A 26,961-nucleotide genomic window follows, 5' to 3' on the forward strand; every position below is an offset into this window, starting at 1 on the left:
GCGTAAGCGCTTTGCGTGCGTCGCGCGTTAGATGGAAACCCGCACGACGCACGGCACGCATAAGCGCTGCAATGAAAGCATAATGCAGGGTATCAGGCGTCCAAACCTTCAGCTTTGAAGGCCATTTTTGAAGGATACGTAAGACTCCCAGGCAGCGCCTGCATAGGGTCTAAACGTTCCGGTGAGAAGACGTTCTGACGCTGTACAATCAGCAGCGCATACGGTCTGGAACGCACTTCCTGGCCCAACGACAACACGAGTTCGTCGCCGCTCGAAGGCGAGCAGTTGCGCCAGAAGTCGAAACGCGAACTGCGTGCGTAAGTGCTAAACCCATTGTATTTGAGCGAATCCCATGCGACTCCTTCTGATCGAAGACGACCGCCCTATCGCACGCGGTATCCAGTCTAGCCTCGAACAAGCCGGCTTCACGGTCGACATGGTCCACGACGGCATCTTCGCCGAACAGGCACTCACGCAAAACCGTCACGAACTCGTGATTCTCGACCTCGGCCTGCCGGGCATCGACGGCATGACGCTGCTTTCGCGCTTTCGTCAGAGCAACCGGCACACGCCTGTCATCGTGCTCACCGCACGCGACGAGTTGAACGACCGTGTGCAAGGCCTCAATTCGGGCGCCGACGACTACATGCTCAAGCCGTTCGAGCCGGCCGAACTCGAAGCCCGCATTCGCGCCGTGATGCGCCGCAGCGGCCCGCACGGCGACGCGCCGCGTCCTGAAGTCTCGCTCGGCGGCGTGCGTCTCTCGGGCGTCGACCGCCGCATCTTCAACGACGACAAGCCGCTCGAACTCTCGCCGCGCGAGTTTGCCGTGCTCGAAATGCTGCTGCTGCGTCATGGCCGCGTCGTGAGCAAGGCGCAACTGCAGGACCACCTCACGCACTTCGGCGGCGATCTCGGCGACACCGCAATCGAAGTCTACGTGCATCGCGTGCGCAAAAAGCTCGAAAGCTGCCGTGTCGAGATCGTCACGGTACGTGGTTTCGGTTACCTGCTGCAGGAAATCCGCCAGGCCGCCTGAGGCCCCGGCGAGCCATCAGGCACTCGATTGGCGGCGCATGCCCTCATGCGCCGCCATCACTCCTTTGCTTGCGCTTTAAGCCCGCCACGCATGGGTTGAAGCCCGCGGCGCCCCGCGCGCCGTTGCGCAGGCTTGCTGAGCACTGCACGGTTGCGCGAGCACCCGCACACCTGCCCGCTCACCCGCGAAGCACGTCACCGCCCTCGCTCCGTCCCTCATCTTCGGCCCGTGCCTGCCCCAGGCCCGCTCACCCGCGTAAAATGGGCTCCAATTCATGCGGCGCGCCCGTCGCGAACCTGCCGAGCGCGTAACCTTTCATCGCCCGAACCGACCATGTCCCTACCGGCCGCAACGAGCCTGCGGCGCACGCTATTGCGGCGCCTCGCCGCCCCACTTTCGCTGCTCGCGCTGATGAGCGGCCTGATTGCCTATTGGCTCGCGTGGCAATACACGCAGCACGTGGTCGACCGCTCGCTCGCCGACCTTGCCACCGCCATTTCAAGGCAGATCCAGATCGCCGGCCCTGAAGCACCCATTACCGTGCCGCCGCTCGCACAGGCGATGTTCTCCGACCCGGTCGAGCAGCTCGTCTACCGTATCAGCGACGGCGAAACCGAAATTGCCGGCGACCACGACCTGCCGCTGCAAGGCACCAACGTGCGCCGCATGCACTATGCGTATGTGTTCGAGACCCTTTACAAGGGCGTGAGCGTGCGTGTCGCGCAGGTACGTGTGCCGCAAGCCAAGGGCAATCCCATCGTCGTGGAAGTGGGCCAGCCCGTGCATCACCGCTTTCGCATCGCCGCCGAATTCCTCGTGGCAATCATGATGCCGCTGCTGCTGCTCCTGCTCGCTGGCTGGGCGATCGTATGGCGCGTGGTGAACCAGCAGCTCAACCCGCTCACCGATCTCGCCGACTCGCTCAATCGGCAGACGCACACCTCGCTCGAACCCGTCGACGAAACCTTCGTGCCGGTCGAAATTCGTCCGCTCACGGGCGCGCTCAACGCACTGCTCGGACGCCTGAAGACCGCGCTCGACGCCCAGCGCAAATTCATCGCCGACGCCGCGCATCAGCTGCGCACGCCGCTCACGGCCGTGAAGCTGCATGCGGAGCAAGCCGTGAACGCGCGCGAGCCGCAGAAAGTCAGCGACGCCGTGCGCGAATTGCGCGCCGCCGCCGACCGCGCCGTGCGGCTCTCCAACCAGTTGCTCTCGCTCGCGCGCGCCGAGCCAGGCGAACAGGCGGCGCGCTTCGTCGACATCGACATGGCAGCGCTCGCATTTGAAACCGGCGCCGAGTGGGTGCCGCGCGCGCTCGCGAGCCAGGTCGACCTCGGCTTCCAGCGTCTCGACGATCCCGAAAACGACACGCCGCTGATGGTGCGCGGCAACCCCGTGCTGCTGCACGAAGTGATCGCCAATCTGCTCGACAATGCACTGAAGTATCTGCCGCCCGCGCGCCCCGACGGCGGACGCATTACCGTGACCGTCACGCAGACGCGCGCCGATGGCATGCCGATGGCCGAAATCGCGGTCGAGGACAATGGCCGCGGTGTGCCGCAAACGCAGCAAGCCGATCTTTTCAAGCGCTTCTTCCGCGGTGACGGGCAAACCGAGAGCGGCGTGGACAGCGGCGCGGGCCTTGGCCTTGCGATCGTGCACGACATCATGACGCTGCATCGCGGCAGCGTGCATTATGAGGACGCGCCGGAAGGCGGCGCGCGTTTCATCGTGCGCGTGCCGCTCGTGAACCGTCCGGCACTCGATGCGAACGACGGCAAGGAAGCGAAACGCATCAAGGATTCGGCCGCCGCCGCGGCGCACGCCGAAGCAAGCGAAGCCGACGCACCGGACGCCGGTCGCTGACTGACTTCAAAAAAATATGGGCCGCAGTTCAAATCTGCGGCCCATATTTACATCGGCAATTCATGGCGATGCACGCGCGCACGGCCCAGCCGCGCGCCACGCTTACTTCTTTTTCTTGCCCTTCTTCGACTTGCCGCCCTTCTCTTCGGGCGGCGCGAGCATCGTGCCACGGCACTTGCGCGCGCCGCAGCGGCATTCGTATTCGCGCTTGAGCTTCTTGGTCTGCTTCTCGTCGATCACGAGACCGTAATCGTAAAAAAGCTCTTCGCCCTCGGCTATATCGCGCAGCGCATGAATGTAGACGTGACCGTCGACTTCTTCGGCTTCGCAGTTCGGCGCGCACGAATGATTGATCCAGCGCGCGCTGTTGCCATTGACCTTGCCGTCGATCACATCGCCGTCGTCGAGCGCGAAATAGAAGGTGTGATTCGGTTCGTCGGGATTATGCGGATGACGCCGCAATGCTTCCTTCCACGAGATGCGTTCGCCCTTGTACTCGATCAGCCGTTCGCCGGCCTCGATTGCGCCGGCAGCAAATACGCCCTTGCCGTGCACGCCCGATTGGCGCACGACGATCCTGCGTACACTCATTGAAGAATCCTTGTGTAGTCATGCCACGCAAACGCGGCGCCTTGTCGGCGCCGCGCTCGTGAGCACGCGTTCAATCGAAAGGCCCTGAAAACCCTCAAGACCCTATAGGCGCGCTGCAACCGGCATCGTACACGTTCGCACCTCGTTCGTTCAACTCGCGTGGCGCTTGCCTGTGTCGTGTTCCGCGCTGCACGTTCAACGCTGACCGAGCGTCGTCTCGCCGAAGAGCGTTTTGTGCTCGAGAGGCTGCGAGCGCCAGTACTGCGGCGGCGCACTCACGCTCGCGCCGAGCTGCGCGGCGGCGTGCCATGGCCAGCGCGGATCGTAAAGCATCGCGCGCGCCATCGCGATCATGTCGGCTTCGCCCGCTTCCAGAATTTGATTGGCCTGCAGCGCGTCGGTGATGAGTCCCACCGCGATCGTGTTCGCGCCGGTTTCCCGCTTGACCTTGCGCGCGAACGGCACCTGATAGCCGGGCTCGAGCGGAATCTTCTGCAACGGCGAAACACCGCCCGACGATACGTCGATCCAGTCCGCGCCACGCGCCTTGAGCGCCTGCGCGAACACGACCGTGTCCTCGGGGCTCCAGCCGCCGTCGACCCAATCGGTCGCCGACACTCGCACGCCAACCGGGCGATCGTGCGGGAATTCCGCGCGCACCGCGTCGAACACTTCGAGCGGAAAGCGCATGCGATTTTCGCGCGAGCCGCCGTACTCGTCGCTGCGCCGGTTGGCGATCGGCGAGAGGAATTGATGGAGCAGATAGCCATGCGCCGCGTGAATTTCGAGCGCGTCGATACCGAGGCGCGCTGCCCGCCGCGCCGTCGCCGCGAATGCATTACGCACTCGATTCAGGCCTGCCGTGTCGAGCGCGAGCGGTGGCGTTTCTTCGTCCTTGTGCGGTAGATCGGAAGGCGCATGCGGCAACCATCCGCCATCGGCCACGGAAATCAGCTGACCGCCCTCCCAGGGCACATGGCTCGATGCCTTGCGCCCCGCGTGCGAAATCTGCATGGCGATGCGAATCGGCGAATAGCGGCGGATGGCGGCAATCACCGGTTCGAGCGCGGCTTCAGTCACGTCGTCCCAGAGGCCGAGATCGGCTGGCGTGATGCGGCCGTCCGGCTCGACAGCCGTCGCTTCGATACACAGCATCGCCGCCCCCGACAGCGCGAGATGGCCAAGGTGGATCATGTGCCAATCGGTGGCCTCGCCTCGCACTGCCGAGTATTGACACATCGGCGACACGACAATGCGATTGGCGAGCGTCACGCCACGCAGTTCGAGCGGAGTGAAGAGCTTGCTCATGGAGAAAGTGCGAACGGTGGTGAGAGCGTTCGAGAATAGCACGCGCCTTTGACAGGCGCTGACGGCGCCTCAGGATGCTTCAGGGTGCCTCAGGGCGACTTCGCGGGTGCGTTGATGCCTGCATGATCGGCGGCGTCGAGCCATTCGCCGAACATGCGACTCGCCTGCGCCTCGAGCGTCGGGCCGCGTTGTGCGGTCTGCGCGCGCAGCAGATTGACGTCGATGCCCGCAGCATCGATCTCGGCGGCATTGCCGATCAGCCAGGGTTCGAAGCGGTCGGCGCGCACTTCAGGATGGCATTGCAGGCCGAGCACGTGCGAGCCCCACGAGAACGCCTGGTTTTCGCACAGCGGCGTGGAGGCGAGACGCGTCGCGCCTTGCGGCAGATCGAACGTATCGCCATGCCAGTGCAGCATCGACGTGGCGGCGCCATCCACATGCCGAAGCGGCGAGGCACGGCCCGCGTCGGTGAGCGTAAGCGGCGTCCAGCCGATTTCCTGACGACCGGACGCATAGACGCGCGCGCCGAGCACGCGCGCAATGAGCTGGGCGCCAAGGCAAATGCCGAGCGTGGGCAAGCCGGCGGCAATGCGCCGTTCGATCAGCCCGGCAATGGGCGCGAGAGTGGGATAGCGCGCGTCGTCGCAGGCGTTGATGGGACCGCCGAGGATCACCATCAGCGAAGCCGATACGGGATTGAGCGCGCCGACGCGTGCAAAGCCCACATCGACATAACGCACCGGACGGCCACGATCGCCGAGCACCCGCTCGAAACTGCCGAGGTCCTCGAAATATACGTGGCGGATGGCCAATACTTCGCGATTCATCGGCAAATCCCTGGGTCAGCTACACAATGCACAAGCTCGTGCGTGCGGCAGGCATGCCGCCATCGCACGATAAGCACACACTGGAGCACGCACCTGCGTGCAACGATCACTCGCGAGGACGCCCTCGCGCACGGTCGAACCGGATACTTTTGGCCACTTCTGGCCGCTCGTGGCAAAGGGCAGCCGCAGGCCCGCGGCGTCACGTGACGCCGCACGGCCCGCACAGCCATCATGCCGCGAAGATCTTCCAGTTCTTTTTCTGCGTCGTCGCGTCGGCTTGCGCGTACACCGAGCAATCGAGACGCACGTCGGTGTCGGACATGTCGATGTTGAGCAGCCCGCAATGATGCGGCGTCTTCTTCGGGTTCTTGCTCGGCTCGAAGTGCGAGCAGGTCAGACACATGCGATGCTGCGGCATGGCTTCGTGCGACTCCAGCACGTAGACCGTCTTGAGCAGCGTGCGGTAGACCGCCGCCTGCTCATCGGCGCGCAGCGTGCCGACGGCCTTCGAGAGGAAGTCGGGCCATTGCGCGGCCTTTTTCGCCGCCGTGCGGCCACGCGCGGTCAGACGCACCGCAAGCGCGCGGCCGTCGTCGAGCGCGCGGCGCTTTTCGACGAGACCCTTGGTTTCAAGCGTGCTCACCGCATCGCTGGTCGTGGCGGCAGTCAGTGCCGTCTCGCGGGCGATCTCGCCGAGGCGCATCGGCCCCTTGCGCTGCATCAGCAGCACGAGAATTTCACCCTGGGTCGGCGTGAGTCCCGCCCCTTCGGCCCAGTCCCACGCCTGGCTCCGCATTGCCGTGCTCAGTCGCAGCAGGCTATGGGTCACCCGCCCGGCTGCCTGCTCTCCGTATACGCCTTCGCTCATAGTCTTTCGCTGGTTATTTGGCAGCTTGCGCTGCATCGTCAGCCGCCACACTACTGGCGACCTTGTGGGAAAGTTCGCGCCCGACGCCCGGGAATACTCCTGGAGATCGGCCGCACCATCTCAAAAAAATCCTGCTTCGCTGGCGTAAAAAACGCCCGCCGCACACAGTCATTCCATCTCTCGCCTCGCAGGCCCGAAGCGCCCTTCACGACCTCGCGCCCGCGCAGCAAACCAATATTCTATGCGAGAGTGGCGAATCGCACAGCTAACTTATCCAGTGCGAATTGTGGATAACCGGTTAGTAAGTGCGTCATTGTCGGTGTATTGATACTCGATGCTGCCCAACTCCAGGCTCTACCGATAGCTGGTTATCCCTGATTTTTTCCTGCAGCGCAAGCGGAGTCTAACTGCTCGCCGACTGCGCAGGTCATTGAGTTTTCAGGCATTTTGGTGCTTCTTCACAAGAAATGGCGCACTTGGTCAGCAACGATTGACTCCGTTTGCGCGAGCATCAAAAAAATAAGAACCCCCTGGTAACTTGCCTGGGACAAAAAAATCTTTTTTTACGCGGCACAAAGTATCGCGGGCGCCAAAAAACGCGAGGGCAGCTCGCGAGCTGCCCTCTTGTCCTGTGCTTATTAGGGGTCCGACGTTGCCCGGACGGCACACGCGCTCAGGCGCGCCAGCGCAGACATTGCTGCCGCACCGCCTCGTGCAGCGACTTTTCCTCGGCGACCACGCCGCGCAGCCAGGTCGCATCGTTGGTCTGGGCGCGCGCAATCGTGCCGATTTCGGCAAGCGCGCGCTCGGAGCCGAGCGCCTCGCCATGCGGCGCAATCTTGTCGAGCGTGGCCAGAATGTCTTCAGAGATGGTGCGACGCTCGCCCGTCTGCGGATTGACGCAAGTCCCGGCAAGGCCGAAACGGCATGCCTGGAAGCGATTGAACGTATAGACGAGGTAGTCGTCTTCGCGTGGCTGGATCGGCCGATCGATCAGCAAATGGCGCGCGAGCGTCTGGATATAGCAGGCGATCGCCGCCGCGCGTTCGACCGACAGCGGCGTGTCCATGACGCGCACCTCGATCGTGCCGAAGCCCGGTTTCGGGCGAATGTCCCAGTAGAAGTCTTTCATGCTGTTGACGACGCCCGTGTGCACCATCTTCGAGAAATACTCCTTGAACTCCTCCCAACTGAGCACGAACGGCGCGCGGCCCGAAAGCGGGAACGCGAACACGGAATTCAGCCGTGCCGAATGAAATCCGGTGTCGACACCCTGCACATAAGGCGACGATGCCGAGAGCGCGATGAAGTGCGGGATGAAGCGCGAAAGCGAATGCAGCAGGAACAGTGCGCTATCGGCATCCGGACAGCCGATATGCACGTGCTGGCCGAACACCGTGAACTGCTTCGCGAGATAGCCGTACAGCTCCGAAAGATACTGAAAGCGCGGCGTATCGACGATGCGCCGGTCGCTCCACTGCTGGAACGCGTGCGTGCCGCCGCCGCACAGGCCCACGTTCAGGCGGTCGGCGGCCGCAACCAGCACGTCGCGGATCTTGCGCAGGTCGGCCACGGCCTGCTCATGATGCGTGCAGATGCCGGTAGAGAGCTCGATCATGCTTTCGGTGATCTCGGGCGTGATGTTGCCCGGGATCTCCTGATCCTTGATGAGGCGCATGAGGTCGCTGCCCGCCTTGGTCAGATCGTAATCGTGCGTGTTGACGACCTGCATTTCGAGTTCGACACCGAACGTGAACGGCTGCGAATCGACAAAAGTTTCCAGTGACATGACATCCCCTCTTTCAGCCGTGCCGGGCATCGCTGCCGATCCAGTCGGCGCATGGCGCGGCGGGCAGTGTTTCGTGGCGGCCAGGGCCGCCGCATTCATTCTTCGCCGCGTTCGCCGACAAGCGCGAGCGCGCGGTAGACGAGCCACGGCCCGAGCAATTGCAGCACCACGATCGCGCACATCATGATCGCGCGCAGGCGCGGATCGAACGACGGGTAAAGATCGTAGGTGTCCTCCACAAGCACGAGCGCGAGCGCGGACATGGGCGTGAGCGCAAGACCGAGCGCGACGCCCTGCTTCCATTCGAGCCCGCTCGGCTTCGCGAAGATCAGCACGCCGACGAGTTTCGCCACCAGCCGCGCGACGATGAGCCCTGCCGCAGCCACGCCGCCGACGAGAATGTAATGCCACTCGAAAGTGGTTAGCGTGAGCACGAAGAGGATCACCGTGAGCAGCCAGCCGGCCGTGCCGAAATGCTGCGGCCACAATTGCGGCCGCACCTCGAGATTCTTCACGATGATGCCCGCGGCCAGCAGGCTCAGGATGGTCGAGAGCTTGAGCAGATGCGCCACGGCGATCGCCAGCAGCACGAGGCCGAACAACGCGACGAACGAATGCTCGTCCTGCGGGCTCAGGCGGCGGTAGAACATCATGCAGGCGTGCGCGAGCACATACGCGAGGATGATCGAGCCCACCAGCAGATAGAGCGGCTGCAGGATGGTGGCGAAAACGTTGCCGTAAATTTCCTGGTGCACCCAACCCGAAGCGAGCTTTTCGATCACGACCGCATACATGCTGTTGAGCGCCGTGAGCGTGAGCAGGCGCTGCGTGACCTGGCCTTCGGCGCGCAACTCGGTCTTCAGCTGGATCACCATCGCGGGCGAAGTCGCCATGGCGATCGAAGCCACGACGATGGCGACGATCGCCGGCACAGAAAGAAATAGCAGCACGACGAGCACGAGCACGAAGGTCAGCGTAGCTTCGGCGAGGCTCGACAGGATGATCCAGGGATTGCGGCGGATCCAGCGCAAGTCCAGCCGGCTGCCTAGCTCGAACAACAACAGGCCGAGCGCGACATCGAGCAGCGGCCGCGAGGCATCGGCAGCATTGCCGCCGATTACGCCGAAGCCCGCTGAACCGGCAATCAGCCCGATGATGGCGTAGCTCGAAATGCGCGGCAGCCGCCAGGCGCGATAGCACAGCTCGCCGACAAGGCCGGCGGCGAGCAGCGCGAGACCTGCCCAGAATATGCCGTCCGGCTGCAACGGCCAGGCGGGAAAGAACGAAAACGCCGACTTCATCGTAGTGGCTTCTCCTTGGCAGAACATCTTGCATGGGATCGGACCGCGCGCGGCGCCAAACACCTGACACTTCGCGCCCGGCACACGGTCGAGCCGCATGCGCTGACAGACGAGGCGCGCAGGCTCGCAACCTGATGAGGGTAGCGGCCAGACACGACGGACAACAGCGGGAAACCTCTGCGCCGGCGCCGCTCATGCGGCGAGCAGCCGGCGCTGGCGCGTCCTGTGTGGAGTGTCAGCGCCCGCAATGGGTGAACGAACGCTGCCGACCTTCCTGAGCAATCAGATTCAGGACATGCGGCATCCGTTCCTTGGACGCGCCGGCCGTCTGTAGCGGCGCATGACGCGGAAAAGAACGGCGATTGTGCCATAGCTTTTTTGCAATTGTCCCGCTCCGCCGGTAAAGCTCGGCGAAGCCGGTAAATGCGTCCGTTTTCGGCGGACTTTATGACAATAAGGAAAAAATGACCGTTTCGCCAGTGCAGCGGCAAGCCGGTTCCAGGCAGCGCAGTAGGGCGTTGGGCGTTCCAGACCGATGGCGCCAGCTTTGGGTTTACGGTTTACCGTATGTATACGTAGTAGAAGTTAACAAAGGCGTGACTTTGCTGTGGATAACCTATGTATACCTTTGTGAATCATCAGCTTGGCATTCGGACAACCACGCGCGAAATGTGTGAGATGCGCTCGGGTATCGAAGAGTAACTTTTGGGCCATGAACATGGGTCGCCGGGTTACCCCGTTTACGTCCACATCGCGTCCACAATGGATTTACCCACAATTCGCGCGGTTATCCACAGGCTCGGGTGAATAACCGTATTGGTCAGGAAATTGTCGCGTGGCTAGAGGCTGCGCTGACGCAGGGCGCGCTGGAGAAAGCGTGCGGGATCGACCTGCTCGGCAAGCTCCCGCTCGATGGGCCACGGCTCGCCTTCGAGCTGCGAGGCGATGAGCTCGGCGCCTAGCGCTGCCCACACGAGTCCGCGCGAACCAAACGCGAACGCGCCGTACAGACCGGGCACGCGCGGCAGGTCGAGCGGCCATGCGCCGGAAAGCCGCTGTGCGTCGCGTCGTGCCGCCGCTTCGTCGCCGAGCTGGCCCAGCATGGGCAGACGGTCGCTTGTGACGCAGCGCAAGGCCACGCGGCCTCGCCAGACGCGCTGATGCGAGGAATCCAGGGCCGGGGCGGCCGTGGCGTCAGCCGCGGTGGCATGCAGGCCCGGCAACATGCGCGCGGCGCGTTCGATATTCTCGAGGTGGCCGGCTTCGCGCAGCGTCGTGTCGGTATCGTCGACTTCGTAGGTAGCGCCCGTGAGCGTCACGCCGCCGGGCAGCGGCACCGCGTAGCCGTCGCCGATCACAGGCACGCGCAAGGACGCAAGCGGGCTTTCGTCGAGCAGCGTGAGCTGGCCGCGCACGCTGCGGGTGGGAGCGAAGTCGAGCGCCGCTGCGCGCGCGGCATCGTGTGCGTTCGCGAAGATCACCGCGCCGGCCTGCGCGACGAGCGCGCCGCTTTCATCGAAGACTTGCCAGTTTTCGCCAGCGCGCTCGATGCGCGCGACTTGCACGCCATAACGCAAATCGATTCGCGCATCCGGAAAGGCGCTTGCGGCAGCAAGCTGCGCCCGGCACAGCGAGGCCGGATCGATCGCGCCGCCGCGCTGATAGAACCAGCCGCCGTGCGCGAGTGCGATGCCGGCAATCGATTCGGCCTCCGCGCGGTCGACGCCGCGCACGAATTCCTCGGGATAGCCAAACGATGCGAGCGCTGCGGCCACGGCCCGAGATTCGTCGTCCGAGGCAAGATGCAGGAGTCCTGCGTGCGAGCGCACCGGCGCCTCGATTGCACCCTGCCCGCATGCTTGCGCGGCGGCGTCGAGCGCGGCCCAGCGCCGCAATGCGTAGAGAAACCCGGCGCGCGTGATGCGCGACGCGCTGCTGTCGTCGCGCGAAACGAGCGGATGAAACACGCCGGCGGGATTGCCCGAGGCCTCGCGGGCAGGCACTGCGTGCCGCTCGATCAGCGTGACACGCCAGCCGCGCGCCGCGAGTCGCTCGACTAGCGCGCTGCCCGCGAGCCCGGCGCCGATCACTACCGCGTGCCGTTCGGCGAGTTCCAGCGCCAGCGGCGGTTCGTAACGCCGCACGCGCCAGCGTGGCGCGAAGCGGCCAACCAGCATCGTCCACTTGGTGCCGAAGCCCGCGGTCTTGCGGTATTCGAAGCCGTTTTGTTCGAGCGCGCGCTTGACGTCGCCCGCGCTGCTCCAGGTTGCGAAGGTCGCCTCTTCGCCGGCGACGCGTGCGAGCGCCTTGAAGATCGCCGGCGACCAGAGTTCGGGATTTTTCGCGGGGGCGAAGCCGTCGAGATAGATGGCGTCCGCGCGCAGCCACATTTTGGGAAGCGCGTCGAGCGCGTCGCCGAATACGAGCGTGAGCGTGACACGTCCGCCTTCGAAATCGATCCGGTGCGTGCCGGGTACGAGCATCGGCCAGGCATCGACGAGTTCGCGCGCGAGGCGTGTGATCGATGTGCCCGAAACGGGGGAAGCGTGCGGTGCGTGCGCAACTATCGCGTCGAGGGCCGCGCGCAGATCGTCGCGCGAAAATGGATGCTTTTCCACCGAGACGAAATGCAGGCGCTCGCAGCGCGCGGGCGCATCGCGCCACGCTGCCCACGTCGCCAGAAAGTTCACGCCCATGCCGAATCCCGTCTCCAGCACGGTGAAAATGCGCTTGCCCTGCCAGCGCCCGGGCAGGTCGTTGCCACGCAAAAACACATATTCGGCCTGCTCGAAGGCGCCGAAAGTACTGTGATAGACGTCGCCGAAGCGTGGCGAATACGGCTTGCCGTCTTCGCGAAACGCGAGCGTGGCGGGGATCAGTGTGGCAGTCATGGCGTTCGCGTTGGCGGGAAACGGCGGGTCTCGAAGCGCGGGATGCGGCGGAAAAGGCCCACGGGCATTGGGTTTGCGGGCACAAAGCGTTGGTGCCGCGCAACGCCGGAAGCGTCAAATTTGCTGGTGCGGCGCTGTCGCGGTGCCCTTTTTTGCATGCGGCGGCCGGCAAAAATACAGGCGGGCGCGCAAAACTCGCGCAAACCCCTCTAAATCTTCGAAACCCTTGTCGTTATTGGGTTTGCGCTGCGCTATCATAGCAAGCGCCGCCCAGGGAAGCGGCAGCGCGGACGTCGCGGGCCAGCATGGCCGTCGCAACGAAATCATGCCGGGGTGCTCCGGCTCGGTAGCTGCTCGACGGCGCGGCACGCGACCGTATAATCGGCGCGTTCGCGCTGTTCGTGTCAACCTAAACACAGAAAGGAACTTCTCAATGAATAAACAGGAACTGATCGACGCCGTCGCAGCACAGACGGGCGCTAGCAAGGCACAAACCGGTGAAACGCTGGACACGCTCCTCGAAGTGGTCAAGAAGGCTGTGTCGAAGGGCGACGCGGTTCAGCTGATCGGCTTCGGCAGCTTCGGTTCGGGCAAGCGCGCAGCCCGCACGGGTCGCAACCCGAAGACCGGCGAAACCATCAAGATTCCCGCAGCCAAGACCGTCAAGTTCACGGCTGGCAAGGCGTTCAAGGACGCCGTCAACAAGCGCTAAAAGATTGCCGCTTTAAGTTGACACCCGCCCCTGGCGGGTTTTTTTTCGTCCGCCGGGTTTGCGCACCCGGCGTGCTCAGTCGTGGCGGTGGACGATTTCTCCCTCGCCGTCGTGGTCGTGATCGTGCTCATCGTCGAAATCCCACGATGGGAACGGATCGGCATACGCCTGCCAGGCGTCGGCGCCCGCGGCATATTCGGCGTCTGTCAGAAGGCATGCATCGAGCTTTGCCTGCCACGCTTCGCGGTCGAGATCCACGCCGATCATCACCAGCTCCTGGCGCCGGTCGCCGATGCGCGTGTCGTTCGCGTCGCCGAACCAGTCGGCCGCGATTTCCTTTTCGAGCTCGGCGTCCTGCGGCCAGTCCTCGCGCGGCTGCGCCGCCCACCAGGTGCCGGCCGGGCCATGGCGGCAAACGCCGCCCGCCTGCGACAGCGAGCCCGCCACGTCGTTGCGCGTCGCTAGCCAGAAGAAGCCCTTCGAGCGCAGCACGCCCTTCCACTCCTGGTTGAGCAGCGCCCACAGACGCTCGGGATGGAACGGCTTGCGCGCCCGATAGACGAAATTGCCGATACCGTATTCATCGGCTTCGCTATGGGTGTGGTGGGACGCGCTGCCGTCGTCATGGTCGTGATCGTGCTCATGCAGCGAGGCTAGCCAGCCCGGCGCGCTCGCGGCAGCGTCGAAGTCGAAGCGGCCCGAGTTGAGCACCTCGGCAAGCGGCACCTGGCCATGGCGGCTCACTACCTGCACCGCGCGCGGATTGATGCGCGCGAGAATGCGCTGCAGGCGCGCGAGTTCGTCGGCGCTCACGAGATCGGCTTTGTTGAGCACGAGCACGTCGCAGAATTCCACCTGCTCGATCAGCAGTTCGACGATCGTGCGGTCGTCGGTGTCGCTCGCCGCCACGCCGCGCTCGGCGAGCGGATCGGCGCTTGCGTAGTCGCGCAGGAAGTTGAAGGCGTCCACGACCGTCACCATCGTGTCGAGCCGTGCGATATCGGCGAGCGTCGTGCCGTCTTCATCGGCGAAGGTGAAGGTTTCGGCGATGGGCATCGGCTCGGCGATGCCGGTCGACTCGATCAGGATGGCGTCGAACTGCTGGCCGGCTTGCGCGGGGTCGGCCAGCCGCCGGATTTCGGCGAGCAGGTCGTCGCGCAGCGTGCAGCAAATGCATCCGTTGGACAGCTCGACGAGCCGCTCCTCGACATGCGAGAGCGCGGCGGCGTCGCGCACGAGCGAGGCGTCGATGTTGACGGCGGCGAGATCGTTGACGATCACGGCTACGCGCAGGCCGGCGCGGTTCGCGAGGACGTGGTTGAGCAACGTGGTCTTGCCCGCGCCCAGAAACCCGGAGAGCACGGTGACGGGCAGTGGCGGCTGATTCATTGCGGTGTGAGGATAAAGAAAGGCGGGAATCGGGCCGCGCGCGGCCGCGCGGCGCAAGCCTGCATTTTGCACCATGCGCGCCCGATGCGCTGACAGTACGCGTCCCAGCCCTGCGCTGGCAGGGCAGCCAGCACCGTGCCGCTCAGGGCATCAGCTTCCATTTGCGCAAGATCGCCGCGATCTGTTGTGCGTAGCGGTCGCGCAATGCCGGTGTCTCGGAGTGATAGGCGCCCACGGCAGCCCAGGTGTTGCCATACTTGTTCATCTTCTGGCGCAAATGCCAGGCGGCAATATAGACGTTCTTGCACGGCTGCATGAGCGTGCTGGACGAAATGCCGTATTGCGAGAGCGTGGGCAGATGAATCGAGTTGATCTGCATCACCCCGTAGTCCACCGAACCATTCGTATTCCTGTGCAATGCGTCGGGCGTGTTGTGCGATTCCTGCCAGGCGATGGCGCGCAGAATGAGCGGATTGACCTTCTGGTAGCGGGCCGCCTCGTCGAAACAGTCCGCGCGCGCCGGCGTGCTCGCGAAGGCGGCGAGCATCAGGGCAGCGACGGTCGTGGCGGATGCAACCTTTTTCATGGAAAGTCGAGAGACGTTGCGGTAAGCCGTAGCGCAGGCCTGCGTTGCCCTATATGGGGGAAACCCGTGCTTGCGTCGAGTGTTGCCGGCATGGTGCGCAGTGGATCGCCCGTATCATACCTGCGGAAGAAGTCGCGTCAATACAGCCGAATGGCACGCTGGCCGGGAGCGAGGCAGAGGCGCGGACCGCCCGGCGTGCGGCGGCGCGATTTCCTTCCAGGGGCGGCTTCCAATCCTTTCAGTATGCGTCCCCATGCAGGCGGAAGTTAGAGTAAATCCCCAGACGCAATTTCTTTGTGACAAATTCGACACGAAAAGCTGCTACTGTTGCACTTTTTGCTGGCCGTCGATTGCCGGGTGGAGGAGCGCCGGCGGGGCCGCAGCCGGCGGGCTGCCCGGCCTGAAATCATGCGGCGGCTACAGCAAGCACGTTGAGTACGATAAGTATGACTGGCCGGCGGCGTCCGTCCCTGGCCTCGAATTGATACCCATGAGAAGAAATCGTATGGCTTTGCGTCGCGTCGCCAAGGCGCTGCTCCTAAGCGGGCTGATGGCGGCGCAACTCGCGCACGCCCAGGTCACGCTTAACTTCGTCAACGCCGATATCGATCAGGTGGCGAAGGCCATCGGCGCGGCCACTGGCAAAACGATCATTGTCGACCCGCGCGTGAAGGGGCAGCTCAATCTCGTTTCCGAGAACCCTGTGCCAGAGGATCAGGCGCTCAAGACGCTGCAATCGGCGCTGCGCATGCAGGGCTTCGCGCTCGTGCAGGATCATGGCGTCCTCAAGGTCGTGCCCGAGGCCGACGCCAAGCTCCAGGGCGTGCCGACCTATGTGGGCAACACGCCCGCGGCGCGCGGCGATCAGGTGGTCACACAGGTGTTCACGCTCAAGCACGAATCGGCGAACAACCTGCTGCCCGTGCTGCGCCCGCTCATTTCGCCGAACAACACGATCGCCGCGTATCCGGGCAACAACTCGCTCGTCGTGACCGACTATGCGGACAACGTGCGCCGCATCGCCGCGATCATCGCCGGCGTGGACACGGCTGCGGGCCAGCAGGTGCAGGTGGTGCCGCTGCGCAACGCCAACGCGCTCGACATCGCGCCGCAAATTTCGAAGATGCTCGATCCGGGCTCGATCGGCGCCTCGGATCCTTCGCTGAAGGTTTCGGTCGTGGCCGACCCGCGCACCAACTCGCTGATGCTGCGCGCCTCGAACGCACAGCGTCTCGCCGCCGCCGTGCAACTGGCGAAGCAGCTCGACGCGCCGACGAGCATGCCGGGCAACATGCACGTCGTTGCGCTGCGCAACGCCGACGCGGTGCAGCTCGCCAAGACCTTGCGCGGGATGCTGGGCAAAGGCGGTAACGAATCGTCGTCGGGCAACAGCGCGAATTCGTTCAACCAGAATTCGGGCAGTTCCGGCGGTGGTGGCGGTGGTTACGGCAATACGTCGACCGGTCTTTCCGGCACCCCGCCGCTGCCCAGTTCGCTCGGCGGCAGCAGCGGCATGTCGTCGGGCAATTCGCTGACGGGCGGCGCGTCAGGCGGCAGCAACGCCGATTCGCCGTTCCTCGGCGGCGACAAGGACAAGGGCGACGAGAACCAGCCCGGCGGCATGATCCAGGCCGACGCGGCGACCAACTCGCTGATCATCACGGCTTCGGACCCGGTGTACCGCAACCTGCGCGCCGTGATCGACCAGCTCGACGCGCGGCGTGCGCAGGTCTACATCGAGGCGCTGATCGTCGAGCTCAACTCGAACACCAACGCCAATCTCGGCATTCAGTGGCAGATCGGCAATAGCAACGTGGTGGCCGGGACCAACCTTGCGACCGGCTCCGGCAACAGCATCATCAACCTGACGGCGGCAGCGGCGGCCAGCGCCGCTACCGGCGGCCTGGCGGGCGCGCTCGCGGGCTCGACCATCCAGCAGGGCCTGAACGTGGGCTGGGTGCACAATATCTTCGGCGTCCAGGGACTTGGCGCGTTGCTGCAGGCGCTCTCGCAGACGAGCGACGCCAACGTGCTGTCCACGCCTAACCTCATCACGCTCGACAACCAGGAAGCGAAGATCGTCGTCGGCACGAACGTGCCGATCCAGACCGGCACGTATTCGAACCTCACGAGCGGCTCGACGAGTTCCGCGTTCAACACCTATGATCGCGTCGACGTCGGCTTGACGCTGCACATCAAGCCGCAGATCACCGACGGCGGCATCCTGAAGCTGCAGCTCTACACCGAAGATTCGGCGATCGTGACCGGCACGACCAACGCCACGACCAATCCGGCTGGCCCGAACTTCACCAAGCGTTCGATCCAGTCGACGGTGCTCGCCGACAACGGCGAGATCATCGTGCTCGGCGGCCTGATGCAGGACAACTATCAGGTCAGCAACAGCAAGGTGCCGCTGCTGGGCGACATCCCGTGGATCGGCCAGCTGTTCCGCTCGGAAAACAAGACGCGCCAGAAAACCAACCTGATGGTGTTCCTGCGCCCGGTGATCATCAACGATCGCAATACGGCGCAGGCGGTGTCGTCGAACCGCTACGACTACATTCAGGGCGTGACGGGCGCGTACCGGTCCGACAACAACCTGATCAAGGACCGCGACGACCCGGTGGTGCCGCCGATGCCGGTTGGACCGAATGAAGGCGGATCGGCGCTGAACCTGTTCGATCTCGACAAGATGCGGCGCGATCAGGCGGCGGGAACGGCGTCCGCGCCTACCGCTGCCCCCGCCCCCGGCCCCGTTAATGCCACGCAGATGCAGCCGGCCTATCCGCAGCAAGGCGCTCCGGCGCCATACGCGCCGGTGCAATCGTCGCCGGTGCAACAGCCGCTCACCGGGCAGAGGGTGCAGCCTTGAGCATGGCCGATACGCCCCGCTCGTCCCCAGCGGCCGCACGCGAGAGCGCCACGCCACGCGAGGCCCCCTCGCCCGTTGCCGCGCGGCTCGTGCCGTACGGCTTCGCGCGCAGCGGCCAGATCCTCGTCGCGCAGCAGCACGCGGATGGTCTGGAGGTGTGGATCAGCGAGCGCACCACGGGCGCCGCGATTGCCGAAATCGCGCGCAATTTCGGGGCGTTTTCGCTCGTGCGCATTCCCGCTGACGAGCTGGCCCAGGCGATCAACCAGGCCTACGCGCGCCAGGACGGCAGCGCGGCGCAGGTGGTGGGCGAAGTGGAAGGCGAAGTCGACCTCTCGCGCCTGATGCAGGACATTCCCGAGGTGGAGGACCTGCTCGAATCCGAAGACGACGCGCCGATCATCCGCATGATCAACGCGCTGCTTACCCAGGCGGCGCGCGAGCAGGCCTCCGATATTCATATCGAGCCCTTCGAGAATGCCTCGGTGGTGCGCTTTCGCGTGGACGGCACGCTGCGCGACGTGGTGCGGCCGAAGAAGGCGCTCCACGGCGCGCTGATTTCGCGTATCAAGATCATGGCGCAGCTCGACATCGCCGAAAAACGTCTGCCGCAGGACGGCCGCATCACGCTGCGCGTGGGCGGGCGTCCCGTGGACGTGCGCGTTTCCACGCTGCCCACGGGTCATGGCGAACGCGCGGTGCTGCGCCTGCTGGAAAAGGACGCGCAGCGCCTGAATCTCGAAGCGCTCGGCATGGCCGCCGATACGCTCAAGCAGTTCGACCAGCTGATTGCCAGGCCGCACGGCATCGTGCTCGTGACGGGGCCGACCGGCTCGGGCAAGACCACCACGCTCTATGCGTCGATGTCGCGGCTCGAGACCACGACCACCAACATCATGACCGTCGAGGACCCGATCGAGTACGACCTCGCGGGCATCGGCCAGACCCAGGTGAACGAGCGCATCGGCATGACCTTCGCGCGCGCGCTGCGCTCGATCCTGCGTCAGGATCCGGACATCATCATGATCGGCGAAATCCGCGACCTCGAAACCGCGCAGATCGCCGTGCAGGCCTCGCTCACGGGCCACCTCGTGCTGGCCACGCTGCACACCAACGACGCCGCCTCGGCGGTCACGCGCCTGACCGACATGGGGGTGGAGCCTTATCTGCTGGCTTCGTCGCTGCTTGGCGTGCTCGCGCAGCGTCTCGTGCGGCAACTGTGCCCGCATTGCAAGGAAGAACGCCTCGAAGACGATGGGCGCAAGCGCTGGCATCCGGTTGGCTGCGACCGCTGCGGCCATTCGGGCTATTCGGGCCGGCGCGGCGTGTACGAGCTGCTCACCATCGACGAGCCGATCCGCAACCTCATTCACCGCAATGCCGCCGACGCCGAGATCTTCACCGCAGGCCGGGCGCAGGGCATGCGCACGCTGCGCGACGACGGCGAGCGCTGGCTCGACGCGGGCACGACCTCGCTAGAGGAAGTGCTGCGCGTGACGGGCGGCGCGTAAAGCGCTCAGGCGAAGGCAAGGAAGACGATGCCGGCATTCCGTTTCGAAGCGATCGACGCCGCGGGCAAGGCGCAAAAGGGCGTGCTCGACGCGGACAGCGCGCGCGGCGCGCGTGCGCAACTGCGCGGCCAGGGCCTCACGCCGCTCGTGGTCGAGCCGGCGGCGACCCGCACGCGCGGCGCGCGCGCCCAGCGCCTCGCGCTCGGGCGGCGTCTCTCGCAGCGCGAGCAGGCGATTCTCACGCGCCAGCTCGCGAGCCTGCTGGTGGCGGGGCTGCCGCTTGGCGAGGCGCTCGCGGTGCTCACCGAGCAGGCCGAGCGCGACTACATTCGCGAACTGATGGCCGCGATCCGCGCAGAAGTGCTGGGCGGCCACTCGCTCGCCAACGCGCTCGCGCAGCATCCGCGCGATTTTCCCGACATCTACCGCGCGCTCGTCGCGGCGGGCGAGCACACCGGCAAGCTCGGCATCGTGCTCTCGCGCCTCGCCGATTACATCGAGCAGCGCAACGCGCTCAAGCAGAAGATCGTGCTGGCCTTCACTTACCCGACGATCGTCACGATCATCGCGTTCGGCATCGTCACGTTCCTGCTGAGCTATGTGGTGCCGCAGGTCGTGAATGTGTTTGCGAGCACCAAGCAGCAACTGCCGTTTCTGACCATCGTGATGATGGCGCTGTCGGGCTTCGTGCGGCAATGGTGGTGGGCCGTGCTGATCGCGGTGGCGATCGTCGCGTGGATCGTGCGCGCGACCTTGCGCCGGCCCGGGCCGCGTCTCGCGTTCGACCGGTGGCTCCTCACGGCGCCGCTCGCGGGCAAGCTCGTGCGCGGCTACAACACGGTGCGCTTTGCGAGCACGCTCGGCATTCTGAGCGCGGCGGGCGTGCCGATCCTGCGCGCACTGCAGGCGGCCGGCGAAACGCTTTCGAACCGCGCCATGCGCATGAACGTGGACGACGCCATCGTGCGCGTGCGCGAAGGCACGTCGCTCTCGCGCGCGCTGGGCAATACGAAGACGTTTCCGCCCGTGCTGGTGCACCTGATCCGCTCGGGTGAGGCGACCGGCGATGTCACGACCATGCTCGACCGCGCCGCCGAAGGCGAGGCGCGCGAACTGGAGCGACGCACGATGTTTCTCACGAGCCTGCTCGAGCCGCTGTTGATTCTGGCGATGGGGGGCGTGGTGCTGGTGATCGTGCTCGCGGTGATGCTGCCGATCATCGAGTTGAACAATCTGGTGCAGTGAGTCGCGCAGCGAGCCGCGCGGGTGCTAGCAGAAAAGCTTGCCAGCAAGCAGCGCGGCGCGCGGAGTCGGTCAGCGTACGTAGATGGTGGGGCCGGCGGCATTGGCCGGCAGGAAGACTTCGGAGTGCACGCCGTGGCGGTTGACGATGATCGAGCGTGCGCGCACTTCGGCGAGCGTCGCGTCCGGGCCGATCAGGCCGCCGAGCGAGATGGCCTTGGCCGGGTCGCCGCCGAAGCTCACGATGGCCGCTGCGCCCTGCTTGAGCGCGAGGATGCCGAACAGGTGGATGTCCTGCACGACGTTGCGCTCGAGCTTGCCGCCAAAGAGCGTGCCGGCCTCGGCGACCGAAATGGGCGCCTGGGCGGCGGCGGCTTGCACCGGGGTGGCGCGCGTTGCGGCGATTTCGAGCGTCCACCACGCAGCCGTGGCGCAGAACACCGCGAACGCGGCGAGTGACAGAAGACGGATTTGCAGTGGGTTCATGCGCTCCATTGTACGGAGTATTGTGAACGTTTTGATGGCGCGCCTCGGGAGCCGCGGGTGCGGGTCTCAAAGGCGTCATCGTGTGACATTACAATGACCCGTCATGCGCGCGCGAACCCGCGAATCCGGGTTCGCGCGCAACAACGAAACAAGGCGCACAGGGTGCGCCGCAACGATCATTCGCCAGGAGGGAAGCCACTTATGTCCATATGGACCCGCAGCCATGCCGAAATCGAACGCCGGCGCGCACGTCGCCAGCGCGGTTTCACGCTGATCGAAATCATGGTCGTGATCGCGATCCTCGGTATTCTCGCGGCGCTGATCGTGCCGAAGATCATGAGCCGTCCCGATGAAGCCCGCCGCGTCGCCGCGCGCCAGGACATCGGTACGGTCATGCAGGCGATGAAGCTCTATCGGCTCGACAATGGCCGCTATCCGACTCAGGATCAGGGCCTCCAGGCGCTGGTCCAAAAACCCACCACCGACCCGGTGCCGAACAACTGGAAGGGCGGCGGCTATCTCGAGCGCCTGCCCAACGATCCGTGGGGCAATCCGTACCAGTACCTGAATCCGGGTGTGCACGGCGAGATCGACGTCTTCAGCTATGGCTCCGACGGCAAGCCCGGCGGCGAAGGCAACGACGCCGACGTCGGGTCCTGGCAATAGGCCATGAGCCGGCGACGAACCGGCAACGAATAGATTACGAACCGGCAATGGAATCCCGACGGGTCCACCAAGGTCTGCCGGGGCTCGCTGGGGCTGGATGCATGCTCGCGGCCCCGTTTCCCGATCATCTCCAGCTTCGCTTTCTTCATCTCCATGCACGCCCGCCCCCTTCGCTGTTGCGACCGCACGCCGATGCGCACCCCGCGCGCGGCGCGCGCACGTTCGGCTAGCCGTTCGGCAGGCTTCACGCTGCTGGAAATGCTGGTCGTGCTGATGATCGCGGGGCTGCTGGTGTCGCTCGCGTCGCTTTCGCTTACACGCAATCCGCGCACCGATCTGAACGAAGAGGCGCAGCGCCTCGCGCTGCTGTTCGAATCCGCCGGCGACGAGGCGCAGGTGCGTGCGCGCCCTATCGCGTGGCAGCCGGTCGAGGGCGGGTTTCGCTTCGACGTGCATACCGAGGACGGCTGGCGTCCGCTGCGCGATGATCTGCTCGGTCCGCGCAAGTGGGAAGGCGGCGTGACGGGCGTATCGATTACCTACTCCGGCAGCGATGACCTGCATGCGAGCCGCCTCGTGTTCGGCACCGAGGCCGTCGAGCAGCCCGTCGAAATCACGCTGTTCTCGGCGGCGGGCCATGCCACCATCGTCGGTACCGGCGCGGGCCGGTATGAGGTCCGCTGAGATGCGCAAGGCCACCCGCCTGGTTCCTCGTCGCGACGCCCGCACCGCGACGCGCGGCTTCACCATGATCGAAGTGCTGGTCGCGCTCGCCATCGTGGCGATCGCGCTTGCGGCCTCGTTGCGCGCCGTGGGTAGCCTCGCGGCGAGCGAAGCCGATCTGCACCAGCGCCTGCTCGCGGGCTGGAGCGCCGACAACGCGCTCGCGCAACTGCGTCTCGCACACGCGTGGCCCGAGGTCGGCGAGCGCCGCTTCGACTGCTCGCAAGGCAATTTGCAGCTGACCTGCACGCAGCACGTCACGGCCACGCCCAATCCCGTTTTCCGCCGCGTGGAGGTCTCGGTGACGACGCCGGGCCGTGACGGCAATCTCGCGCAACTCGTCACGGTGCTCGGCAATGAGACGAACCGGTCGCTGTGATCGCGCGATGCGCCGAAAGCGCGTCCCGCCGGGGCGGTGGCATGGGCCGTCCGCCGGGCACGCTACTTCGCGCAGCGCTTTGCGCACCCGCCGCGCCGCCGGCTTCACGCTGATCGAACTGCTCGTTGCCATCGCTATTCTCGCGGTGGTCGCGATCTTGTCGTGGCGCGGCCTGGACCAGATCGTGCGCGGCCGCGACGTCCTCACGCATTCGATGGCCGAAGAGCGCGTGTTTGCGCAGATGTTCGACCAGATGCGCATCGACGCGCGCCACGCCGTCAGCGACGACGAAGCGGGTGCGCCCGCGGTCTCCGTCGACGGCGGCGCGCTGCAGATCGTGCGCGCGTTCGCGGTGCCGCCCGGCGCGCCGCCGCGTTTGCAGGTGGTGCGCTACCGCGTAAGCGACGGGCGCGTCGTACGCTACGCGTCGCCGCCGCTCGCCAATCTCGGCGACTTGCGGCGCGCGCTGCGTGGCGGCGAGAGCGATGCGTGGAGCGCCTTGCCGATGATGCAGGGCGTGGGCGCGATCGACGCGCGGCTCTACGTGGAAAAGTTGGGCTGGACCTCGGACATGAACCAGGTGCGCTCGCAGATCGCGACGAACAATAGCAGCGTGAAGGTGCCCCAACTCGGCAACGCGCCCGTGCCGCGCGCGGTGACCGGGCTCGAGGTGAGCGTTAGCGCGCGCTCGCTTGCGCGGCCGGTCACGCGCGTCTTTCTCGTGGGGGAATGAGCGTGCGACAGCATCGAATTCCCCGCCTCCTTACCTGTAACGCGGTACGTGCTACCGCGCGTCGCCAGCGCGGCGCCGCGATCATCAGCGCGCTGCTGGTGGTCGCGCTCGCCGCGATTCTGGTCTCGGGCATGTTGTGGCGCCAGCAGGTGCAGGTGCGCCGCATCGAAAATCAGCGGCTGCTCGCACAAGGACAGTGGATCGCGCGCGCCGCGCTCGACTGGACGCGCCTCGTGCTGCGCTCCGAGGGCGACACCTCGGCGGGCGTGACCTATCTGGGCGGCGCGTGGGGCATGCCGGTCGCGAAGACGCGCCTTTCCGACTTCCTCGGCCAGATTGGCGAAGCCCGCGCGGAACAGGGCGCCGACACCTGGCTCTCCGGCTCCATCGAAGACGCTCAGGCGCGCTTCAATCTGCGCAATCTCGTTTCCACCTCCGCGCCGGGCGCGCTGCAACTGAATCTCGCGCAAATCCAGGCGTTCGCGCGCCTCTTGCAGCTGCTTGGCATCGATGGTCAGCTTGCAAAAAATGCGGCCGTCTACCTGCGCTCGGGGCTCGCCCACTCGATCACGCGCTTTCAGACCGGCGCCACGGCGGCGGGCAGCACCGGCACGGCCGCGAATGCTCAGCAAGTCGCGGGCGGCACGGGAGGCGGTGCGAACTTCACCGACAACCCCGGCCTTTCCGATGCCGACTCCAACAGCGCCGTCGCGCCGCTGCTCATGACGAGCACCGATGCGCTGCTCGACGTGCCGGGCTTCACGCCCGACATCGTCGCGCGGCTGCGCCCGTTCGTGACGGTCCTGCCCACCACGACGCCTGTGAACATGAACACGGCGAGCGCCGAGGTGATCGCAGCGATCGTGCAGGGCATGAGCCTGTCCGGCGCGCAGGCGTTCGTGGCGCGGCGCCAGACCGTGTTTTTCCACAACCTCGCCGATGTGCAGCTCGCGCTGCAAGGCGCGGGGGCCGGACAAACCAGCGTCGACTCGACGCAATGCGACGTCAATACAAGCTATTTTGTGGTTCATGGGCGCGTGCAGCACGAGCGCGCCGTCGTGGACCGCACCACGCTCGTGTGGCGCGACCCGCTCACCCATACGACGCGCATCGTGCGCGTGCGCGACGAACCATGAAATCGTACCCGTCCAACATCGAAAAGAGGTGCGTTTGAGCACGCTGATCGTCCTGATGCCGCCGCGCGATCCGGCGGTCCACTCGCAGGAATGGCAATTGCCCGAACTGCCGTTCGTGCTGCTCGACAAAGCGGGCCAGACGCAGCGCGCGGGCCGGGCGGCGCTCGGCCTGTTGCCGAAGGCGTCGGCCACCGTGCTGCTGATCGCCGCGCGCGATCTGCTCATGGTCGCCGCCACGGTGCCGCCGCTCAAGGGGCCGCGGCTGCGCCAGGCGCTGCCGAACGTCGTCGAGGATCATCTGATCCAGGATCCGCAGACTTGCCATCTCGCGCTGGATCCTGCGCGCCTGCCGGGCGGGATGCAGACCGTCGCGGCCGTCGACCGCGGGTGGTTCCGCTTCCTCATCGAAGGATTCACGGGCGCGGGGCACCGCAACCTGCGCGCGGTGCCGGTGGCGCGCTGCTTGCCCGATAGCCTGCCCGATGCGGCGGGGGGTACCGGCGCTGCTGCTGCGCAGGCGCTGCAAGCCGCGGCGTACGCAGGCGAGCCCTCCATGCCGCCCGCCTCGACGGAAGTTGCCGACCATGCCAAAGCTGCCGGCGGCGCAGGCAGTGCCGATGGTACCGATGGCGCCGATAGTGCAAGCAGCCCGGTAACGGCCTGCGTATTCGGCCCGGTCATGTCGACGGCGCCCGCGCTTCTGCCTGACGTGGCGGCGGCCGTATCCAGCACCGTGGCAGGCGCGTCCAGCGCGCTGCTCGAACTCGCGATCGTGCGCGGCGCGATGGCTGAAGGCTTTGCGGTGCCGGCGGCAAATCTTGCCGCGACCGTGGCGGCGCTGGCCGGCGACGCGCCCGTCATGCGCTACGTGCTGACGGGGGTGCCAGGCGAATTCGCGAGCGCCGCCGACAAAGCTGCGCTCGCGGCGGCGCTGCCCGGTGCGCAGCCGCTTGGCTTCGAGACGCTCGCGAAGCGCGCGCTCGCGTGCAAGTTCGACCTCTGCCAGTTCGAATTCGCGGTGCAGCCGTGGCGTCTCGATCGCGCGACGCTGCGCCGGCTGCGCGTGCCGCTCGCGCTAGTGGCGGCTTCGCTCGTGGTCGCGATCGTCGGTGCGAACGTGCAGTGGCTGATGCTGGCGCGCCAGCGCGACGCTATCAACACGCAGATGACCGAGCTGCTGCTCAACGCGTTCCCGAAGACGACGGTGGTGCTCGACCCCGCCGGGCAGATGGCGCGCCAGCTTTCCCAGTTGCGCGTGGCAGCGGGCGAGCCCTCGCCCGACGATTTCCTCGCGCTCGCCGACGCCTTCGCGCGCTCGCTCGGGCCGGTGCCCGCGAATGCGATTGCAGCGCTCGACTATCACGACCGGCGCCTCGACGTGACCTTCAAGCCCGGCGTCAATGTCGACGCCGACTTGAGCAAGCGGCTTGCGCGCAATGGCCTCGCGGCCACGCAGGACAGCAGCAGCGGCAAATGGACGATCAGGAGCGCATCGTGAAGACAACCGGTTCGAGCAGCGCATGGGTGCAGACCTTGAGCGAGCAGTGGAGCAACTTTTGGGAAGTCCGCACCGCGCGCGAAAAAATGCTGCTGACCTGGGGCGGCGCGGTGCTGGTCGTGGCAATCGGCTATTCGGTGCTATGGCAACCGGCGGCGGACGGCCGCGCGCGCCTGCGCGAGAACTTGCCCGCGATGAAGCGCCAGCTTGCGCAGATGACCGCGCAGGCCGACGAGGCGCGTGCGCTCGCGGGCGCGGCGGCGAGCGTCGCGCCTGGCGGCCAGGCGCTCAAGGATGCGCTGACCGCATCACTCTCCGACCACGGCATGCCGAACGCGCAGGTGCAATTGATCGGCACGACAGCGCAGGTGCAGATGAAGAATGCCTCGTTCCCGGCGTGGGCGGCCTGGCTCGACGACGTGCGCAAGCAGTACAAGGTGCAGGTGGTCGAGGCTCACATCACGGCGCTGAAGGCCGACGGCCAGGTCGATTTGACCGCGTCGCTGCAGCCGGCGAACGCGCGCTAAGGCGCGAAACGCGGTCGA

The 26,961-nt window shown here is 65.7% G+C and carries 24 protein-coding genes; 13 read left to right on the forward strand and 11 right to left on the reverse strand.

The window, feature by feature from the left end; genetic code table 11:
* Positions 1–92: 92 nt before the first annotated feature.
* On the reverse strand, positions 93–257 hold the full coding sequence (locus P5W98_RS14565) for a hypothetical protein (protein WP_421025091.1): 165 nt from the start codon (positions 255–257) through the stop codon (positions 93–95).
* A gap of 95 nt (positions 258–352) precedes the next feature.
* Between P5W98_RS14565 and P5W98_RS14570 the strand changes: the two genes are divergently transcribed.
* Entirely contained in the window at positions 353–1,039 is a 687-nt protein-coding gene (locus P5W98_RS14570) for a response regulator (protein ID WP_434718091.1), read from the forward strand.
* A gap of 333 nt (positions 1,040–1,372) precedes the next feature.
* The gene (locus P5W98_RS14575) at positions 1,373–2,908 is read left to right on the forward strand and encodes a sensor histidine kinase (RefSeq protein WP_434718092.1); all 1,536 of its coding nucleotides are present in this window, start codon (positions 1,373–1,375) and stop codon (positions 2,906–2,908) included.
* 102 nt (positions 2,909–3,010) lie between these two features.
* Here P5W98_RS14575 and P5W98_RS14580 read toward each other — a convergent pair whose 3' ends face one another.
* The 7 genes from P5W98_RS14580 to mnmC form a co-directional block, all read right to left on the reverse strand.
* Positions 3,011–3,499, reverse strand: a complete 489-nt coding sequence (locus P5W98_RS14580) for an SET domain-containing protein (protein ID WP_421025093.1) — start codon at positions 3,497–3,499, stop codon at positions 3,011–3,013.
* Positions 3,500–3,694: 195 nt separating this feature from the next.
* Positions 3,695–4,807: an NADH:flavin oxidoreductase/NADH oxidase gene (locus P5W98_RS14585; protein ID WP_434718093.1), complete on the reverse strand. Its 1,113-nt coding sequence runs from the start codon at positions 4,805–4,807 to the stop codon at positions 3,695–3,697.
* Positions 4,808–4,896: 89 nt separating this feature from the next.
* Positions 4,897–5,634: a glutamine amidotransferase gene (locus P5W98_RS14590; protein ID WP_421025095.1), complete on the reverse strand. Its 738-nt coding sequence runs from the start codon at positions 5,632–5,634 to the stop codon at positions 4,897–4,899.
* A gap of 229 nt (positions 5,635–5,863) precedes the next feature.
* Positions 5,864–6,502, reverse strand: coding sequence for a MarR family winged helix-turn-helix transcriptional regulator (locus P5W98_RS14595; protein WP_421025096.1), 639 nt, complete (start codon positions 6,500–6,502; stop codon positions 5,864–5,866).
* A 673-nt stretch (positions 6,503–7,175) separates the two neighbouring features.
* Positions 7,176–8,291 carry a YbdK family carboxylate-amine ligase gene (locus tag P5W98_RS14600; protein ID WP_421025097.1) on the reverse strand — a complete coding sequence of 372 codons (1,116 nt, stop codon included), beginning with the start codon at positions 8,289–8,291 and terminating at the stop codon, positions 7,176–7,178.
* Between the two features lie 95 nt (positions 8,292–8,386).
* Positions 8,387–9,592, reverse strand: coding sequence for a cation:proton antiporter (locus P5W98_RS14605; protein ID WP_421025098.1), 1,206 nt, complete (start codon positions 9,590–9,592; stop codon positions 8,387–8,389).
* Between the two features lie 839 nt (positions 9,593–10,431).
* Complete coding sequence (gene mnmC / locus P5W98_RS14610) at positions 10,432–12,483, reverse strand: bifunctional tRNA (5-methylaminomethyl-2-thiouridine)(34)-methyltransferase MnmD/FAD-dependent 5-carboxymethylaminomethyl-2-thiouridine(34) oxidoreductase MnmC (protein WP_434661309.1); 2,052 nt, start codon at positions 12,481–12,483, stop codon at positions 10,432–10,434.
* A gap of 433 nt (positions 12,484–12,916) precedes the next feature.
* Here mnmC and P5W98_RS14615 point away from each other — a divergent pair, with 433 nt between their 5' ends.
* The gene (locus tag P5W98_RS14615) at positions 12,917–13,195 is read left to right on the forward strand and encodes an HU family DNA-binding protein (RefSeq protein ID WP_027815965.1); all 279 of its coding nucleotides are present in this window, start codon (positions 12,917–12,919) and stop codon (positions 13,193–13,195) included.
* 75 nt (positions 13,196–13,270) lie between these two features.
* On the opposite strand, the gene P5W98_RS14620 is transcribed toward P5W98_RS14615, so the two are convergent.
* On the reverse strand, positions 13,271–14,584 hold the full coding sequence (locus P5W98_RS14620; protein ID WP_434718094.1) for a GTP-binding protein: 1,314 nt from the start codon (positions 14,582–14,584) through the stop codon (positions 13,271–13,273).
* Positions 14,585–14,726: 142 nt separating this feature from the next.
* Complete coding sequence (locus tag P5W98_RS14625) at positions 14,727–15,170, reverse strand: lytic transglycosylase domain-containing protein (RefSeq protein ID WP_421025101.1); 444 nt, start codon at positions 15,168–15,170, stop codon at positions 14,727–14,729.
* A gap of 505 nt (positions 15,171–15,675) precedes the next feature.
* Between P5W98_RS14625 and gspD the strand changes: the two genes are divergently transcribed.
* From gspD to gspF, 3 genes are read left to right on the forward strand one after another with little or no spacing between them, the layout of a single operon-like run.
* Positions 15,676–18,042: a type II secretion system secretin GspD gene (gene gspD, locus P5W98_RS14630; protein ID WP_421073847.1), complete on the forward strand. Its 2,367-nt coding sequence runs from the start codon at positions 15,676–15,678 to the stop codon at positions 18,040–18,042.
* Positions 18,043–18,044: 2 nt separating this feature from the next.
* On the forward strand, positions 18,045–19,553 hold the full coding sequence (gspE, locus tag P5W98_RS14635) for a type II secretion system ATPase GspE (RefSeq protein WP_421025103.1): 1,509 nt from the start codon (positions 18,045–18,047) through the stop codon (positions 19,551–19,553).
* Positions 19,554–19,580: 27 nt separating this feature from the next.
* Positions 19,581–20,798, forward strand: a complete 1,218-nt coding sequence (gene gspF / locus P5W98_RS14640) for a type II secretion system inner membrane protein GspF (RefSeq protein WP_421025104.1) — start codon at positions 19,581–19,583, stop codon at positions 20,796–20,798.
* Between the two features lie 69 nt (positions 20,799–20,867).
* Here the strand turns inward: gspF and P5W98_RS14645 are convergent, their stop codons facing one another.
* Entirely contained in the window at positions 20,868–21,281 is a 414-nt protein-coding gene (locus tag P5W98_RS14645) for a hypothetical protein (RefSeq protein ID WP_421025105.1), read from the reverse strand.
* 201 nt (positions 21,282–21,482) lie between these two features.
* Between P5W98_RS14645 and gspG the strand changes: the two genes are divergently transcribed.
* From gspG to P5W98_RS14680, 7 genes are all read left to right on the forward strand, one after another.
* Positions 21,483–21,947, forward strand: coding sequence for a type II secretion system major pseudopilin GspG (gene gspG, locus P5W98_RS14650; RefSeq protein ID WP_434718095.1), 465 nt, complete (start codon positions 21,483–21,485; stop codon positions 21,945–21,947).
* Between the two features lie 192 nt (positions 21,948–22,139).
* Positions 22,140–22,631 (forward strand): GspH/FimT family pseudopilin, encoded by a 492-nt coding sequence (locus P5W98_RS14655; protein WP_421025106.1) that lies wholly within the window; start codon positions 22,140–22,142, stop codon positions 22,629–22,631.
* 1 nt (position 22,632) lies between these two features.
* Positions 22,633–23,049 (forward strand): type II secretion system minor pseudopilin GspI, encoded by a 417-nt coding sequence (gene gspI / locus P5W98_RS14660; protein ID WP_421025107.1) that lies wholly within the window; start codon positions 22,633–22,635, stop codon positions 23,047–23,049.
* A 7-nt stretch (positions 23,050–23,056) separates the two neighbouring features.
* The gene (locus P5W98_RS14665; protein ID WP_421025301.1) at positions 23,057–23,782 is read left to right on the forward strand and encodes a PulJ/GspJ family protein; all 726 of its coding nucleotides are present in this window, start codon (positions 23,057–23,059) and stop codon (positions 23,780–23,782) included.
* Positions 23,779–24,918 carry a type II secretion system minor pseudopilin GspK gene (gspK, locus tag P5W98_RS14670; RefSeq protein ID WP_421025108.1) on the forward strand — a complete coding sequence of 380 codons (1,140 nt, stop codon included), beginning with the start codon at positions 23,779–23,781 and terminating at the stop codon, positions 24,916–24,918. The genes P5W98_RS14665 and gspK overlap by 4 nt, the downstream gene beginning before the upstream one ends.
* A gap of 34 nt (positions 24,919–24,952) precedes the next feature.
* Positions 24,953–26,416 (forward strand): type II secretion system protein GspL, encoded by a 1,464-nt coding sequence (gene gspL / locus P5W98_RS14675; RefSeq protein WP_421025109.1) that lies wholly within the window; start codon positions 24,953–24,955, stop codon positions 26,414–26,416.
* Complete coding sequence (locus tag P5W98_RS14680) at positions 26,392–26,943, forward strand: type II secretion system protein M (RefSeq protein ID WP_421025110.1); 552 nt, start codon at positions 26,392–26,394, stop codon at positions 26,941–26,943. Before gspL ends, P5W98_RS14680 begins: the two co-directional genes overlap by 25 nt.
* Positions 26,944–26,961: the final 18 nt, after the last annotated feature.

It is taken from the genome of Paraburkholderia sp. A1BS-2L, from assembly GCF_051125205.1.
In the GTDB taxonomy this organism is placed as follows: domain Bacteria; phylum Pseudomonadota; class Gammaproteobacteria; order Burkholderiales; family Burkholderiaceae; genus Paraburkholderia.